The organism is Agromyces sp. NSFZ (genome assembly GCF_056156205.1).
This window is the reverse complement of record NZ_CM149585.1, coordinates 1646373-1662062: the sequence shown is the minus strand read 5'-3', so window position 1 is coordinate 1662062 and position 15690 is coordinate 1646373. Positions and strand designations below refer to the sequence as shown.

At 67.9% G+C, this 15690-nt stretch carries 16 protein-coding genes and 1 pseudogene; 8 read left to right on the top strand and 9 right to left on the bottom strand.

The window, feature by feature from the left end:
- Positions 1–7 precede the first annotated feature (7 nt).
- Positions 8–1003 carry an EamA family transporter gene (locus ACVFI9_RS07825; RefSeq protein WP_474765564.1) on the bottom strand — a complete coding sequence of 332 codons (996 nt, stop codon included), beginning with the start codon at positions 1001–1003 and terminating at the stop codon, positions 8–10.
- Here ACVFI9_RS07825 and ACVFI9_RS07820 point away from each other — a divergent pair.
- Complete coding sequence (locus ACVFI9_RS07820; protein ID WP_474765562.1) at positions 1002–1619, top strand: CGNR zinc finger domain-containing protein; 618 nt, start codon at positions 1002–1004, stop codon at positions 1617–1619. The two genes, ACVFI9_RS07825 and ACVFI9_RS07820, sit on opposite strands and share 2 nt — an antisense overlap.
- A gap of 23 nt (positions 1620–1642) precedes the next feature.
- On the opposite strand, the gene ACVFI9_RS07815 is transcribed toward ACVFI9_RS07820, so the two are convergent.
- Genes ACVFI9_RS07815 through sigJ form a run of 3 tightly spaced genes read right to left on the bottom strand, consistent with a single transcriptional unit; the run spans position 1643 to position 3694 of the window.
- On the bottom strand, positions 1643–2206 hold the full coding sequence (locus ACVFI9_RS07815) for a type 1 glutamine amidotransferase domain-containing protein (protein ID WP_474765561.1): 564 nt from the start codon (positions 2204–2206) through the stop codon (positions 1643–1645).
- 50 nt (positions 2207–2256) lie between these two features.
- A complete protein-coding gene (locus ACVFI9_RS07810; protein ID WP_474765559.1) occupies positions 2257–2718 on the bottom strand; it encodes a hypothetical protein in 462 nt (153 codons plus the stop codon).
- Between the two features lie 40 nt (positions 2719–2758).
- Positions 2759–3694: an RNA polymerase sigma factor SigJ gene (gene sigJ / locus ACVFI9_RS07805; protein WP_474765558.1), complete on the bottom strand. Its 936-nt coding sequence runs from the start codon at positions 3692–3694 to the stop codon at positions 2759–2761.
- Positions 3695–3811: 117 nt separating this feature from the next.
- Here sigJ and ACVFI9_RS07800 point away from each other — a divergent pair, with 117 nt between their 5' ends.
- A complete protein-coding gene (locus ACVFI9_RS07800) occupies positions 3812–4258 on the top strand; it encodes a DUF6069 family protein (protein WP_474765556.1) in 447 nt (148 codons plus the stop codon).
- A gap of 79 nt (positions 4259–4337) precedes the next feature.
- Here the strand turns inward: ACVFI9_RS07800 and rpsO are convergent, their stop codons facing one another.
- Complete coding sequence (gene rpsO / locus ACVFI9_RS07795) at positions 4338–4607, bottom strand: 30S ribosomal protein S15 (protein WP_130351110.1); 270 nt, start codon at positions 4605–4607, stop codon at positions 4338–4340.
- A 134-nt stretch (positions 4608–4741) separates the two neighbouring features.
- Between rpsO and ACVFI9_RS07790 the strand changes: the two genes are divergently transcribed.
- Both ACVFI9_RS07790 and ACVFI9_RS07785 read left to right on the top strand, forming a co-directional pair.
- Positions 4742–5107 (top strand): DUF488 domain-containing protein, encoded by a 366-nt coding sequence (locus tag ACVFI9_RS07790; RefSeq protein ID WP_474765554.1) that lies wholly within the window; start codon positions 4742–4744, stop codon positions 5105–5107.
- Positions 5108–5169: 62 nt separating this feature from the next.
- Complete coding sequence (locus ACVFI9_RS07785; protein ID WP_474766202.1) at positions 5170–5619, top strand: CHRD domain-containing protein; 450 nt, start codon at positions 5170–5172, stop codon at positions 5617–5619.
- A 15-nt stretch (positions 5620–5634) separates the two neighbouring features.
- On the opposite strand, the gene ACVFI9_RS07780 is transcribed toward ACVFI9_RS07785, so the two are convergent.
- Complete coding sequence (locus tag ACVFI9_RS07780) at positions 5635–9153, bottom strand: DEAD/DEAH box helicase family protein (protein ID WP_474765553.1); 3519 nt, start codon at positions 9151–9153, stop codon at positions 5635–5637.
- Positions 9154–9272: 119 nt separating this feature from the next.
- Between ACVFI9_RS07780 and ACVFI9_RS07775 the strand changes: the two genes are divergently transcribed.
- The 4 genes and pseudogenes from ACVFI9_RS07775 (at position 9273) to ACVFI9_RS07760 (ending at position 12425) form a co-directional block, all read left to right on the top strand.
- Positions 9273–10664 carry an HNH endonuclease signature motif containing protein gene (locus ACVFI9_RS07775; protein WP_474765552.1) on the top strand — a complete coding sequence of 464 codons (1392 nt, stop codon included), beginning with the start codon at positions 9273–9275 and terminating at the stop codon, positions 10662–10664.
- Positions 10665–10746: 82 nt separating this feature from the next.
- Positions 10747–11928, top strand: coding sequence for an ImmA/IrrE family metallo-endopeptidase (locus ACVFI9_RS07770; RefSeq protein ID WP_474765550.1), 1182 nt, complete (start codon positions 10747–10749; stop codon positions 11926–11928).
- A gap of 82 nt (positions 11929–12010) precedes the next feature.
- Positions 12011–12142 (top strand): annotated as a pseudogene (locus ACVFI9_RS07765) (DUF4411 family protein); the annotation flags it as partial.
- Positions 12143–12218: 76 nt separating this feature from the next.
- Positions 12219–12425: a DUF4411 family protein gene (locus ACVFI9_RS07760; protein ID WP_474765549.1), complete on the top strand. Its 207-nt coding sequence runs from the start codon at positions 12219–12221 to the stop codon at positions 12423–12425.
- On the opposite strand, the gene ACVFI9_RS07755 is transcribed toward ACVFI9_RS07760, so the two are convergent.
- The 3 genes from ACVFI9_RS07755 to ACVFI9_RS07745 are packed head-to-tail and all read right to left on the bottom strand — an operon-like array spanning position 12400 to position 15655.
- Positions 12400–12963, bottom strand: coding sequence for a hypothetical protein (locus ACVFI9_RS07755; RefSeq protein WP_474765548.1), 564 nt, complete (start codon positions 12961–12963; stop codon positions 12400–12402). The genes ACVFI9_RS07760 and ACVFI9_RS07755 overlap by 26 nt on opposite strands.
- Positions 12963–14132: a restriction endonuclease subunit S gene (locus tag ACVFI9_RS07750; protein ID WP_474765547.1), complete on the bottom strand. Its 1170-nt coding sequence runs from the start codon at positions 14130–14132 to the stop codon at positions 12963–12965. The genes ACVFI9_RS07755 and ACVFI9_RS07750 overlap by 1 nt, the downstream gene beginning before the upstream one ends.
- Positions 14129–15655, bottom strand: coding sequence for a type I restriction-modification system subunit M (locus ACVFI9_RS07745; RefSeq protein ID WP_474765546.1), 1527 nt, complete (start codon positions 15653–15655; stop codon positions 14129–14131). Before ACVFI9_RS07745 ends, ACVFI9_RS07750 begins: the two co-directional genes overlap by 4 nt.
- Between the last annotated feature and the right edge of the window lie 35 nt (positions 15656–15690).

The following is a 15690-nucleotide window of genomic DNA, read 5'->3' as shown; positions in this document are numbered from 1 at the left end:
GCCGAGCCTACGGCGCGGGAGTCGGCCGCTCGGATGCGGACACCGCTCCCGTCGCGACCGGAACGAGGTCGACGTCGAGCGCGACCGCGATCGGGTCGGTCGGCTTGCGCTCCAGTCGCACGAGCACGATGCCGCCGAGGATCAGGAGGCCGCCGATGGCCTGCACGGCGCCGATCGCCTCACCGAGGAGCGCCCAGGCGACGACGGCCGCGAAGATCACCTCCGAGAGGCCGAGGAACGACGACAGCCGCGTGCCGAGCATCCGGATGGCCTGGATGCCGGCGACATAGGCGAACGCCGTCGAGAACGCGCCCACCGTCAGCACGGGCACCCACCATGGCGCCGTCGCGCCGAGGAAGTCGACCTCGACGAACGCGACCTCGAAGGGGACGAGTCCGGTGAGCGCAGCAATGCCGAGCACCACGGCGCCGATCGCGAGCCCGGCCGCCGCGAGCGCGATCGGCGGCACGCCCAGGTCGTCGCGTTCGCCGATGACGTAGTAGACGGCGACGCCGATCATGGCGACGCCCGCCATGAGCACGCCGAACGGGTCGAGTGCTCCCCCGGCCGGACCGACCACGAGCACGAGGCCGGCGATCGCCACGACCGACCCGGCGAGCACCACCAGCTGCGGGACGTGCCGCGTGCGAACCCAGGCGAACAGCACGAGCGCCACCGGCGCGAGGTACTCGATGAGCAGTGCGGTGCTCACCGGGATACGGGCGAGTGCGGTGTAGAACGCGAGCTGCACCCCTGCGACGGCGATCACGGCGTAGACGAGCACCGTCCATTTCGCGCGCCACAGCGGGCGGAGGTCGAACTTCAGCGCGATGAGCCCCGGCACCGCGAGCAGCAGCGCCGCGACGATGACGCGGAAGAGCACGGCCGCCCCGGGCGACCAGCCCGCCTCGAGGAGCGGCTTCACGATCGCGCCGCCGGCGCCGAACGCCAGCCCGGCTGCGAGGCCCAGCGCGATCCCGATGATGCTGCGCCTGCCGCCCATGTCGCTGCCCCTGTCATGCCCGAAAGTGGTTATGCTCGTGACAGTACTCGCATCGAGTGTCAGGAGTCAAATGATTTTCACCCATGACACGGAGGCGGCCCTGGGGTTCGTCGCCGCACTCGCGGACACGGCGCCCGGAGCATCCGATTCCGGCGACGACGAGCTCGCCGACCCGGCGCAGCTGGACGCACTGCTCGACGCGTGGAAGTACTCGGGGCGCCGTGACGGCGATGAGCGCGAACTCGCCGAAGTCCGCGAGGTGCGCACCCGGTTGCGCGCGCTCTGGCTCTTCGATCGCGATGCCGCCGCGGAGGCCGTGAACGACCTCCTCGCGGAGGCGCGCGCCCTCCCCCGCCTGGTGCGGCACGACGACCTCGACTGGCACATCCACGCCACGCAGCCCGACGCGCCGCTCGCGCGGCGCATCCTCGTCGAGGCCGCCATGGCGCTCATCGACGTGATCCGCGCCGATGAGATGCACCGGCTGCGCGAATGCGATGCCGACGACTGCGACGGCATCTTCGTCGACGTGTCGAAGAACGCGTCGCGCCGGTTCTGCAGCACGCGCTGCGGCAATCGCATGGCGGTGCGCGCGTACCGGGCGCGCACCGCGTGACGGCCTGACGCCTCGGTGGTCTGCTAGGCGGTCTGCCCGGCGTGCTCCCCCTCGGCGATCTCCTCGATCGTCTTGTCGATGAAGGCGGGCAGGTCGGCCGGCCGGCGGCTCGTCACGAGACCCTGGTCGACGACGACCTCCTCGTCGCTCCAGTCGGCGCCCGCGTTCACCAGGTCGGTCCTGAGGCTCGGATACGACGTGACGTTGCGGCCGCGCACGACCCCGGCCTCGATGAGGATCCACCCGGCGTGACAGATGGCCGCGACCGGCTTGTGCTGCTCGAAGAACGCGCGGACGAACGCCACGGCATGCACGTCCATGCGCAGGTGGTCGGCGTTCACGACGCCGCCGGGCAGCACGAGGGCGTCGTACTCGGACGCGTCGGCGGTCGCCACGTCGGCGTCGACGTCGAACGTGTCGGCCTTGTCGGTGTGGTGGAAGCCGAGCACCGTGCCCTCGATGGGCGAGACGAGCTTCACGTCGGCGCCCGCGGCCTTCACCGCGTTCCACGGTTCGGTGAACTCGACCTGCTCGAAGCCGTCGGTCATGAGGAAGGCGACCTTCCTGCCGGCCAGCTGCTCAGCCATGCGGATCTCCTCTCGTCGAGCCACAAGCTACGACCGGGCGTGACCGGATGCTACGGGGTTGACACCTGCGGACTCGGGATGACGCGGCGCGCGTTCACGACCGTGAGCGCGGTGAGCAGCAGCGCGAGCACCACGTCGGCCGCGATGTACAGGTAGTGGAACGGTGACTGGCCCGGCTCGGCGCCCGCGATCACGAGATCGGTGCGGGCGTTGAGGGGTGGCCGGATCACGAGGATCTCGAGGAGCAGCACGGCCCAGACGCTCCCGAGGAGCCACGCCGACACCCGCTCTGCGCGCGGCCGCACGACGCTCGCGATCGTGAGCACCGCGGCGACCATGACCCCGAGGACGTTGAGCGCAGTGAACACGAGCCGTCCGATGCCGAGTCCCAGCGGGATGGTGATGCCGGGCGCCGTGAACTTCAGGGGCGCCTCGATGAACGAGATCGCGATCAGGGCGCCGAGCCAGAATGCGGGCAGGATGACGCGCAGTGCGAGGGCGAGTCGGGGCATGCGTCCACCGTAGGCGGCGAGACGAGGCATCCGCGAATCGTCAGCCCGTGGTCCAGCTCCGGAGCTTCTCGGGATTCCGGATGGCCCAGACCTCGGTGATCCGGTCGCCGGCGAAGTCGAACGCCATCACCGTGCCGACCACCCCGTGCTGCAGGAGCACCAACCCGGGCTGCCCGTTGACGGAACGCTCGAGGATCATGAGTTCCGCGGCCTCGCGAAGGAGCCCGACGAGTCGCCGTGCGATCGCGCCGGCGCCGACGACCGGCTGCGGCTCGGCGCTCACCCGCCCGCCGCCGTCGGCCCGCGCCGTGGCATCGGGATCAAGGATGCCGACGAGCGCCTCGATGTCCTGCGCCTCCCAGGCCGCCTTGAACTCCCGCACGAGGTCCGCGCGACGGGAGGTCGGCGTGGGTGTCTCGGGAGGGCGGGAGGCGTCGAGGCGACGCCGGGCCGAGGTCGCGAGCTGCCGGCAGGCCGCCGGGCTTCGTCCGACGATGCCGGCCACCTCGTTGAAGGAGTAGCGGAACACGTCGTGCAGGATGAACGCGACCCGTTCGGCGGGCGTCATGGATTCGAGCACGACGAGGAACGCGAGGTTCAGGGACTCGTCGAGCGTCACCCGGTCGGCGGGATCGGCGGAGACAGTAGTCGGGTGGACGTCGGCCCACTCCCCGCCCGGCACCGGCTCGGGGATCCACTCCCCCACGTACCGCTCACGGCGGACGCGTGCCGAGCGCAGCACGTCGAGGGCGACGCGGCTCGCGACCGTCGACAGCCACGCGCCGGGCGAGTCGATGCCCGCCTGCCGCTCGGGTGACATGGCGTACCAGCGCGCGTACGCCTCCTGCACCACGTCCTCGGCCTCGGCGAGCGAGCCGAGCAGCCGGTACGCGAGACCGATCAACCGACGGCGCTCGCCCATGATCGCCGCGAGCTGCGCATCCTCGTGGCCGTGCGGTTCGGATGGCGTGGTCATGGTCCCCCTCGGTCGACGTCCTCACGGGTACGACGACGCTGCGCCCCGACATGTGAGGCGCAGCGCCGCCTCACACCTCGGCCCGTCGCGTCGTCGTACCTCCGAGAGGAGCACACCATGCACACCGCACCCACCATCGACTCGAGCATCGACACTACTCCGCGGCGTTCGCTGCGACGCGAGGCGCTCGTCGGAGCCGTCGCCGCGACCGCCCTGAACACGGGCATCTGGCTGGCGGGACGGACCGCCGGCGCGAGCTTCCACGTCCGGCCCGAGGCCGGCGGCGAGGTCGGCATCCTGCTCGTCGTACCGGCGACGTTCATCCTCCTGGCGGCGGGCATGTGGCTGTTCGCCGCGGCGCTCCGGCGATCGCGCCGGCTCGCGGCGACGGTCCTCGTGGTCGGCGTGCTCTTCGCGGTCGGCTCGGTGGGCGGCGCCATCTGGGGGGCTCAGGATGCCGCGACCGCGATGCTGCTCGTCACGATGCACCTCGTTGCGGGGGCGACGTTCGCGATCACCGCCGGGCGCGCGCTCGCGGCATCCGCTCGCGGCATGCGCTGCTGACATGACGAAGGCCCCTGCCAGGGGCAGGGGCCTTCGCAAGAAGATCGCGGTGTCATCGAGAGCCGCGGCGGGATGTCGCTTAGCGGCGCAGCCCGAGACGCTCGATGAGCGAGCGGTAGCGGTTGATGTCCACGTCGGCGAGGTAGCCGAGCAGACGACGACGCTGACCGACGAGGAGCAGCAGGCCACGACGCGAGTGGTGGTCGTGCTTGTGCTCCTTCAGGTGCTCGGTGAGGTCCTTGATTCGCTTCGTGAGGAGCGCGATCTGGACCTCGGGGGATCCAGTGTCACCGGGGTGCGTCGCGTACTCTTCGATGATCGCCTTCTTGACATCTGCTTCGAGTGCCATAGATGGGATCCCCTTTCTCTCGTTGCGCGCTGCCCGGGGCCTTGTGCCTGGGCTCTCTTGATGCGCGGCCGTTTCACGGCAACCTCAAGAGTCTAGCAGAGCGGATGCCCCGCGGTTGGCGCACACTGGCAGGCATGGGGTTCGTGATGAAGCGGGTGTACGAGCCCGCCGAGGCATCCGACGGCTACCGGGTGCTCGTCGACCGGCTGTGGCCGCGCGGGGTGTCGAAGGAGCGCGCCGAGCTCGGCGAGTGGGCCAAGGAGGTCTCCCCCTCCCCCGAACTGCGTGCCGAGTGGCACCACCATCGCGATCGCTTCGACGAGTTCGCCGGGCGCTACCGCGAAGAACTCGACGTGAACCCGGCGGCCGAACGGCTGCTCGCACTCGGCCGCGAGCACGACCGCGTGACCCTGCTGTTCGGCGCACGCGACGAGCAGGTCAACCACGCGGCCGTGCTGCTGGCGTGGCTCGGCGACCACGGGGCATCCGTCGTGTCGTGACCTTGTGGGCCCCGCGCGGTCGGCGTAGCGTGCCGGGCATCGAGTGGAAGTGAGTGAAGATCATGAAGCCCAGCCATTCCCGTTCTCTCGCCCTCGCTCTCGCCGCCGCGGCGGCCCTCACCCTCGGTGCCGCGGGCGCCGCACAGGCGGCACCGCCGACCATGACGAAGGTGCCGCTGAACACGGGCCAGGAGGTTCCGGCCCCGACGGAGGGCGGCGCGCACGGCTTCTTCTCGTACGAGATCGACGGCGACGAGCTCTGCTACACGCTCGAGGTGTCCGGGCTCTCGTCGCCCGCCGCCGCCGCGCATATCCACGTCGGCGAGCGCAACGTGCCCGGGCCCGTCGTCGTGCCGCTCATGGTCGAGAATGCGACGAGCTTCGAGGTCAGCGCCTGCACGACGGCCGACGCCGCGCTGCTTGCGGCCATCGAAGCCGACCCGCAGGCGTACTACGTCAACGTGCACACGCCGATGAACATGCCCGGCGAGGTGCGCGGGCAGTTGCGGTAGCGGGGGCTTGGACCGTCACGCGGTTCGGGAGGCGTCCGCCGGCTCCGCTGTGGCGTCCACCGCGCTCAGCACCGACTGGAGTTCGACGATCTCGGCCTCGGTGAAGAGATCCTCGGGTCCACCGGGCGCCGTCTCCGAGAACGGCTGCGCGTAGAGCGCGCCGATGGGCACCGACCCGGTCTGCGCGAGCCGGTTGACGATGAGGTCGACGAACGAGATCTGACGCGAACCAAGCTGGCGCTTCGCCACGAAGCTCGCGAGCGCCGCTTGGGCGGCGGAGCGTTCAAGTCCGACGATCGAGCGGATGAACCGGCCGAGCCCGTGTGCCGATTCGACGGCAGGCGCGAGCTCGTCGGCGCGGAACTCGCCGCTCTCGGTGAGCATGCGCTCCAGTTCGTCGAGATCGGTCGAGGTGAGCTGCTTACCGGTGCGGAGCTTGCGGAGCACGACATGGTTCTCGTGCGCCCGCAGGTACGCGAAGAGCTTGGCGCGGAAGCGGTCGCGGTCGACACCGGGCGTCGTGATGACGAACTCGCCTTCGCCCGAGCGCACGACGTCGTCGAAGTCGGTATAGATCGCCTTCTGACCGGTGGCGTCGATGAGCTTCACGAGGTCGCGAAGGCGTGTGCGCACGAGTTCGAGCATCGGCAGCGTGACGTCCTGCCACCACTCCTCCCCCGCGACCGCGTCGATCAGGTCGAGCTGCGTGGCGACGGCGGGAATGGAACGCTGCTCACCGAGCGCTGTGGCGATTGCACGGATCCGGTCGCGCGCGTTCGCGAACCCGCTGTCGGCGTTGAGCACGCCGAGCTGCGCGCGCAGCACGAGCAGGTCGAATCGCTTGGCACGCTCGTCGGTGTCGTCGACCAGCGCGGCCGAGGGCAGTTCGGCGAGCGCGGATGCATCGGCGAGCGCGTCTTCGCCGGCGCCGGCCTGCCCGGCCTGCCACCCGTCGCCGCCCGCGAACCGTTCGACGAGGCGCCGGTGGGGGCGCACCAGCACGTTGTGCTCGTTCATGCCCACGACGATGCCCTGAAGCCGCTCGGCGAGGGCGGCGCGGAGTTCCCGATCGGCGTCGGTGGTGGCATCCGACCGGTCGATTTCGGTGATGAGCGCGAGGCGGGCATCGAAGAGCCGGCCGTGCAGCGAGCGACCCGATGATGATGCGATCTCGGGCACCTGCTGGTTGAAGTACTCGATGTTGCCGCCGACGTCGAAGACGATGAAGTCGCGCTTGTCGTCGCCAGGGCCGAAGAGGTCGGGCCGCAGGCGTGTTCCACGTCCGACCATCTGCCAGTACTTCGACTTCGAGAACACGGCCTTGAAGAACACGAGGTTGACGACGTCGGGCACGTCGATGCCGGTGTCGAGCATGTCGACCGAGATCGCGATGTGCGGTGACTTCACGGGTTGCGCGAACTGGTCGATGAGGTACTGCGCGCGATCGTCGCTCGACACGATGACCTGCGCGAAGTGTCCCGCGTACTCGGGGTAGTTGGCGTCGAACCGCTCCTGGATGAATCGGGCGTGCGCAATGTTCTTCGCGAAGACGATGGTCTTGCCCAGGCGATCACCGGCGGCGACGGTTCGGCCCTGTGTCATCACGATCGCCAGGACGTCGTCGACGGTGTCCTCGTTGAAGAGCCAGCGGTTGACGGCATCCGCCTCGATGCGGTCGGGGATCACGCCATCTTCGCCCCACTCGGTGAGGTCCCAGATCTCCTTCTGCTCGTCGGTGAGATCGTCGTACCGGATGCCGCTGCGCACGAACTTCGACTCGATGCGGTGTGCGACCGGCGGCACGAGGTACCCCTCGTCGATCGCGGTGGCGAGGTCGTAGGAGAACGTCGGCACGCCGTCCTCGAGGTGGAACAGCCGGTAGGTGTTGTGATCGACCTCGTCTTTCGGCGTGGCGGTGAGGCCGACGATGGGCGCGTCGAAGTAGTCGAAGATGGCGCCGTACTTCTGGTACACCGAGCGGTGCGCTTCGTCGATGACGATGAGGTCGAAGAATCCGGGGCCGAAGCGGCGGGCGTCGTCGCCGTTGTTGAGCAGGCCAAGCATGGTCGGGTAGGTCGAGACGTAGACTCGCCCGTCGATGTCGCGTCGGTCGAGGAGGTTGACCGTGGGGCTGCCGGGCAGATGCGCCTTGAACGCGTTCGTCGCCTGCGTGACCAGTGCCGTGCGATCGGCGAGGAAGAGCACGTTCTTCACCCAGTTGGCACGGGTCAGCAGGTCGACGAGTCCGATGACGGTGCGCGTCTTTCCCGCGCCCGTGGCCATGACGATGAGCGCTCGGCGCTCACGGTCGTGCTCGAACGCCTCGGCGACGGCTCGGATGGCCTGATGCTGATAGGCGCGCCCCGCGATCTGCTCATCGATCGGGAGCGAGGCCAGAGGCTTTCGCACGCCCGGTCGTCGGCGCTGCTGCAGCCGCGCCAGTTCGTCCTTCGTGTAGAAGCCCTGCACCTCGCGCGGCGGGTGACCGACGTCGTCCCAGATCCAGTGTTCGTACCCGTTCGAGGTGAAGATGACCGGCCGCTGCCCGTACTGCCGCTCGAGGGCGTCGGCGTAGAGCTTCGCCTGTTGCTGTCCGTTGCGGGCGTCGCGCGTGGTGCGCTTCGCCTCGACGATGCCGAGCGGCAGGCCGTCGTCACCCCAGAGCACGTAATCGATGCGGCCGACCCCGTTCGGTGCGCCTTCGAGGTCGCGTACCTCGACCTCGGTGGCGCGGTCGTCGGACGGATCCCAGCCGGCTTCACGCAGCAGCTGGTCGATGTAGAGATCGCGGGTCTCGTCTTCGCGATAGTCGTGGGTGTCGGCGACAACGGCGTTGGCCGCCTTCGCCGCGGCGACCTCGGCCTGGAGTGCCGCGATCTGGGCGAGGAGTTCGACGCTCTCGACCTCCTTCGCCGTGAGCGCGGCATCCTTTGCCGCGTTCTCTTCGAGCGCCCTCGCGAGTTCGGCCTTGGTCTTCGCGACGAGGCCGGGCTGCGGCTTCGGGATGGACGCGGCCTCGAACGGCAGGCCGGGTGTGGGCCGGCGTTCGGTGCCGCTCGCGTAGTGCGTCGCCAGCCAGATCAGGATGTGGAACAGTTCGCGCACGATGGCGAGGCTGTCTTGGCCGGTGAGCTGGAACGTCTTGTGCACGGCGTCATTGCCACGCTTGCGGATGAGGTTCATCTTCGTGAACACCGCGCCGCCGACGAGCCGCTTGAATGTCGGCTCGTGCAGGAGCGAGACGAGGTCGTCTTTGTAGGGCTTCTGCAGCGAGGCATCCGCTCGGTAGAGCCAGTAGACCGTGAGCTCGACCGTGCGTCGCGCGTAGAAGAGGCTCGACCGAGGGTCGCCGAAGGTGTAGAACTCGGCGCGCGCGGCTTCGGTGGCGATCTCGGGCCAGTCGGCCTTGATGAAGTCGAAGTTGCCCACCCCGGGCAGTTCCTTTCTCGGAGGCGCCGGTTGCAGGGTCGGGTCGGCGTTCGGTCCGAGCGTATCGAAGGGCGCGGTCGACGGATGCCGCGGCGCGACGGTCACCCCCGTTCAGGGGGCGGATTCGTTGCGTTGTTCTGGGGCGCGCTCGGTCGTCGATCTTCCCGGTGACCTGCGCTTTCGGGCCGGGTACGAATGTCAGAGGGTCCTGCTTGGATGGAACCATGCCAGCCGCCCCCGACGCCACCCCGCGCGCCGCCTTGGAGCGTGAACTGGCCGAGATCAGCACGCATGACATGACCATCCGGCGGCTCCACGCCGAGCAGTACCGCCGCATCCAGCGGGCGCGTGAACTCGCAGCCGTGGTCGAGGGCGTCACGGCCGCGAGCACGTCGAGCGAGCGCGACATGGCCACCCGTTCATTCGTCGCCGAGCTCGCGACCACGCTCGGCCAGCACGAGGCATCCGCGTCGCGACTGATGAGTGAGGCTGACCGGTTGACCGGGCCGCGTCGTGCGACGCTCGACGCGCTCGAGGCGGGCGAGCTCGGGCTCACGCAGGTGCGGTCGGTGCTCGAACTCACGCAGGGCGTGCCGGCCGAGGTCGCCGACGCCGTCGAGGGGGTCGCCCTCGAGACCGCCTCCTACGCGATGGCCCTCGGCATCGTCTCGACGAACGCCGACCTTCGTCGCCGCATGCGCAGGGTGCGCGAGCGGGTGCATCCCGAGCCGCTCGTCGACCGGCACGCTCGCGCTGTCGCCGAGCGACGCGTCTGCGTCGATCCCGCTCCTGACGGCATGGCCTGGCTCGGGCTGTACGTCGAGGCCGAACGAGCGGTCGCGATCGATGCGCGGCTCACGGTGCTGGCTGCACGCGAGGCATCCGACGACACCCGCACGGTTGCGCAGCGCGCCGCCGACCTCGCCGCCGACCTGCTGCTCGGCGGTGTGCTCGCCGACGACGAACGCACGCATTGGGGAGTGGCGGGCTCGACCGGTGCGGTGCAGCCGCGTTTCAATGTCACCGTTCCGATGCTGACGCTGCTCGGGCTCGACCACGATCCCGCCGAACTCGAGGGCTACGGGCCCATCGACGACGACACGGCCCGCCGTCTCGCGGCGCACGCTCCGTCGATGCGGCGCATCCTCGTGCACCCAGAGACAGGCGTCACCCTCAGCTACGGTCGCGAGCACTACCGTGCACCGGCCGATCTCGACGGCTTCGTGCGCGTGCGCGACGGCCGATGCCGGTTCCCGGGCTGCGCTCGCCGCGCCGAGTACGCCGATCTCGATCACACCAGCGCCTGGGTGCACGGCGGCGAAACCGATGCCTCGAATCTCGCGGCCCTGTGCCGCCACCACCATCGCCTCAAGCACGAGAGCGGCTGGCGCGTAGAGCACGAATCCGGCGGCGTCATGCGGTGGATGTCTCCCGCCGGTCACGTGCTGCGAACCCTGCCCGAGCGGCCGTTCATGTCGGTGGGCGCGGGTGAAGGGGTGAGTCCACCGGTCGCGGCGTCGTTCATCGACGACCCGCCGATTCCGCCCGACCCGCTCTCGTCGTTCGACGATGAGTGGCGGTCGTTGATCGAGTTGTATGACCCGGTGCCGTTCTGAACCTGATCGGGCGATCTGCGGACCAGCCTCGGTACGCTACGGAGTGTTCGGAATCTCGCTCTGCAGGCGCTGAGCGAAGGTTATGGCGAAGGTGGTGACGTCGATGGCGAACCGAGTACACGTGGAGCCAGGTCTCCTCCAATGGGCTGCCGACCGGTCCGGCCGCGGCGTCGCCGAGTTTGAACGGAAGTTCGAGTCTTGGCATGCATGGCTCGAGGGGAAGAAGCGCCCCACGGTACGACAGGTCGAAGACGTCGCTCGGTATGCCCACGTCCCGTTCGGAGTCCTGTTCCTCTCCACGCCTCCCGATGTCGAATTGCCCATCGCCGACTACCGACTCGGCAAGATGGCACGACGCGGCGCTCCGAGCCAAGACCTTCTCGAGGTGATTTCCGCAAGCCAGCTGCGTCAGGACTGGTATCGGGACTACGCGCTTGCGAACGAGATCGGACCCGCCCAGGTGACGAACATTCAGGCGGATACAGATGTCGTGGCCGCGGCGCAGCAGATCACACGCGACCTCGACTTCAGCGTCGACCGCCGCCGTCGGTTGCTGCGCAACGAGGCCAGGAATCACGTTCGGCATGCATTCGAGCGGCTCGGCGGAATCGCCGTTTTCACGAGCATGGTCGGCAACGACAACCACCGGCTCCTGAACCGCGACGAGTTCCGCGGCTTCACACTCGCTGACCCGATCGCACCGCTCATCTTCGTGAACACCGCCGATGACACGTTAAGCGGCCAGATCTTCACGTTCCTGCACGAGTACGCTCACGTCACGCGCGGCCAAAGCGGCGTCAGCGATGAGGATGCCGCCCTCATCGCTCGGGCGGTCGGCGGAATCGAGGCCTGGTGCAACAGTGTTGCCGCAGAGGTCCTCGTGCCTGCAGGCGACCTCCGAGAGACCTTCCGAAACGACGAGCCATTACGCGTCGAACTCGATCGGCTCTCTCAGCGCTACCACGCCAGTACGCTCACGATCCTGGTGAAGCTCCGGGTCACCGGCTTCCTATCCCAGCAGCGGTTCGACGAGCTCATGGAAGCGGAGACTCGGCACGTGGCGGAGGTCCTCCGAAGTGCCCCAGTTCGCTCCGGAGGCGACCACTACCTCAACCAGCCGTTCAGGCTCGGCGAGGCATTCTCCCGAGCGGTCATCAACGAGACCTATCGAGGCGCCGTCACGTATACGGAGGCGTTCGCGCTCTTGGGTATGCGATCCGCTGAGCAGGTCGACACGTACGCGAGGAAGCTGGGTCTGCATTGACCCATCTCCTCGACGCCAACTCATTCATCGAAGCGAAGAACCTGTACTACCCATTCGACGTCGCCCCGGATACTGGGACTGGTTGCGAGCGCAACACGATGCCGGTCGCATCGCTTCCATCACGGCCGTGCGTGATGAACTCCTCCGCCAAGACGACGAACTGGCTGATTGGGCGAGAACGCTCCCATCGGAGTTCTGGCTCGAAGAGGCAGATGAGTCGCAGCCTGCCCTACGTGCAGTCGCGACGTGGGCGATGAACGGCGAAACGCAGTACTCGATGCCGGGCGCGGGTGGAGTTCCTTGCGGCTGCCGATTACCGCCTCGTCGTCGCCGGGCTGACCGGCGACCACATCGTGGTGACGCGCGAAAGACCGGCGCCGGCCTCGAAGAAGCGAATCCTCATCCCCGACGCGTGCGATGCACACGGCGTGAGGTGGATGTCGCCGTTCGACGTCTACCAGCGGCTCGGTCTCAGACTCGTCCAGCCTCAGAGCTGAACTCGAGCGTTCCTTCTCGATGGGGTGGTCGGGCGGAGCGCCGGCGGCCACGCTTGCGGTTCGCGAAGGGAAGCCGCCCGTGCGCCGCGACGAACTCATCGATCAGCGCGGACTCGAGGTCCTCTGGATCGGAGTCAGGCGTCTCTCGCCAGGCGACGAGCAGTCGGTCGCTGTCGGCGAGCTGCCAGATCATGCGCCCGCCCCAATGCCCGACCGGCTCCCCCGCGCCATGTCGACGGAACTCGTCGAGCCGCTTCCTGAGCCCACGGCGGCCGTCGGCGCTGCGCGAAGCCTTGCCGATGTAGACGACGGATGCCTCGGGCACCCACTTCGCTGCGAGCGCGGCGCTCGTCAACGTCGGGTTCTTCCCCTTGAAGCGGCCGGCCGGGTTCTGCGCGAGGAAGACGGCTGCGGTCAGCTCGGACCGGAGCACCATGTAGACACCGGGACCGCGCGGGACGTCGGCCGTTGGGAGGTCGGCGAATGGCACGAACCCGCTGAACCCGATGAGTTCCGGTGCCGCGGCGAGGTTCATCATCAGAGCTCGCCGCGGAAGGCGCGGTGCTGGAGGGATGCGAAGAGGACCTCAAGGCTTCGACTGCTTGCTCGGAGAGCCCCGCGCTGGTCGGCAAGGAGCAGAAACCGCTCCTCGAATTCGATCTGCCTGGCGAGTGGCGGGTAGACGATTCCAAGGGAGGCCAGCGACTTGGTGTTGAGGTTGTACTGTCCGGCTGAGGTGGCCGCCATGGATCGGAGCTCGCGCCTTGCCTGAGAAGTCCGCGCGTAAGCGGCAAGGTAGCGCGGACGAAGAGCGTCCCCGAGTCGAGCGCGAATGAGGTACGAAGCGAAGACCGTCTCCGCATTCGACGTGTGGAACGATGAGCCCTCGAACGCCGCGCATCGTCCAACAAGGTCCGGATTTCCGTTCGATCGAACGAAGAGAACATCGGCCGGTCCGAGCCTCAAGCGCGCACGCTCAGCGTCGGTGATCGCCACAGCCTTCACGTCGGAATCGTCGATGGTGCCGCTTCGAACGTTCGGAATGCGAAGCACGGGGATTCCCTCCGGGCCTGATTTCGCCGAGGTGCCATAGCGAAATTCACGGACGAGTTCACCAAGAGGACGCGTCGGATATCCCTGATTTAGGAACATCGAGGCGAACATCGAATCCTCGAGTGATTCGGACAGCATGAGCGTGGAGCTCCGTACGTTTCGGAGCGCGTCGGCCTCGTCGAGGATGGCTGCGATGCGGCGCTGTTCGGGGAGGGGTGGAAGCGAAAACTCGAGGTCGAGCAGCTTCTCGATCGGCCAGTTGTCCGCGGTTGTTGCTCGCACCCAGCTAAGGACTATGGGCTCCATGGCCTTCACCATCCGAGCAAGATAGGCACCATCGATCGCGGGACCAGGAACGAGCGCCTTCATGTCCTGATTGACGGTGACCGGAACGGTGGTGCGCGCAACCGGAAGCGTGTGCTTCAGTACCCCCGACCGAACGACGACAAGCACAGAGCCGGCAGGTACGAGTTTGGCGGGTGATTCTTGTACGCCGAGCTCTGTCAGCGAGACCTGCGCCGCGGAGATGATGGATCGCTTCATGTCCTTGGGCGTAACCCACGGGATGTCGCCGCCGTAATAGCGGAAGTCGCTACGCCGAGGTGTCCCGCCACCGACCGCTTGCGCAACGTCGCGCAGCTGAACGGTAGTCACGCCGCACCTTCCTCGGCCTCTTCAAGCGAGAGCATCGCCCGGAGTCGTTTCAGCCCGTCCGCGATCTCCCCCTCGAGCGCCTCCAGCTCATCGAGGATCTCCTCGGGCGACCGGTGCTCGACCTCCTCGTGCTCGATCTCCTTGTAGCGGTTGATCGAGAGGTCGTAGCCGTTGTCGACGATCTCCTGCTTGGGCACGAGGAAGCTCGGGGCGGTGCGCGGGCGCGCGCGCTCGGGTGACTCAGGTTGCGACAGAGTCTGCCACCGCGCAAGCACGTCGGGCAGGTCGTTCGCCGCGATCGGGGTGCGCTTGTCGTCGAGCGTGAAGCCGTCGGCGCGCACGTCGTAGAACCAGACGTCGTCGGTTCCGCCGGACGACGTCTTTGTGAAGAACAGGATCGCGGTCGACACGCCCGTGTAGGGCTTGAACGTTCCGCTTGGCAGCTTCACGACCGCGTCGAGCTTGTGGTCTTCGACGAGCATCCGGCGCAGCGACTTGTGCGCATTGGATGAGCCGAAGAGCACGCCGTCGGGCACGATCACGGCGGCACGCCCGCCGTTCTTCAGCAGCTTCACCATGAGCGCGAGGAAGAGCAGCTCGGTCTTCTTCGTCTTCACGACCTGCAGCAGGTCCTTGGCCGTGGTCTCGTAGTCGAGGCTTCCGGCGAACGGCGGGTTGGCGAGCACGAGGGTGTAGTCCTCGGTGGCCGGATGCCCCTCGGCGAGCGAGTCGGCCCGCTCGATGACCGGCTCCTCCACACCGTGGAGCAGCATGTTCATGCTCGCGATGCGGGCCATCGAGGCATCCGAGTCGTAGCCCGTGAATGCACGCGTGTTGAAGAACTCGCGCTTCGCGGCATCCGAGAAGATCTCGTCGCCGTAGTGCTCTCGCAGGTATTCCTCGGCCATCACCAGGAAGCCGGCCGTGCCCGCCGCCGGGTCGATGATGCGGTCATTCGGCGTCGGCGCCGCCATATCGACCATGAGCTTGATGATGTGGCGGCTCGTGCGGAACTGGCCGTTCTGCCCACTTTGCGAGAGCTTCGCGAGCATGTACTCGTAGATGTCGCCTTTGGTGTCGCGATCCTCCATCGGGATGTCGGCGAGGAGATCGACCACCTTCGCGAGCAGCGCCGGCGTTGGGATCGTGAACCGCGCGTCCTTCATGTTTCGTGCGTAGCTTGAACCCTCGCCGCCCATGCGTCGTAGGAACGGGAACACGTGCTCCCCGATAATCTCGAACATCTCCTGCGGCGAACGGTTCGTGAACACGCTCCAGCGCAGGTCATCGTAGGGCCGCGGCACCCGACCCGCGTCGTCCAAGCCTTCGGGGAACACGCGACGCTCCATGGGGTTGTGGGTGCGATTCGCCTTGCGCTCTTCGCGCGTGTGGATCTCGTCGAGCCGCCGGATGAAGAGCAGGTATGTGATCTGTTCGATCACCTCGACCGGGTTCGCGATACCGCCCGACCAGAACGCATCCCAGACCCTGTCGACCTTGCTGCGCAATTCACCCGTGACCACTGTGGTGTCGCCGTCCTTCCAGTTGGTGCGGCATC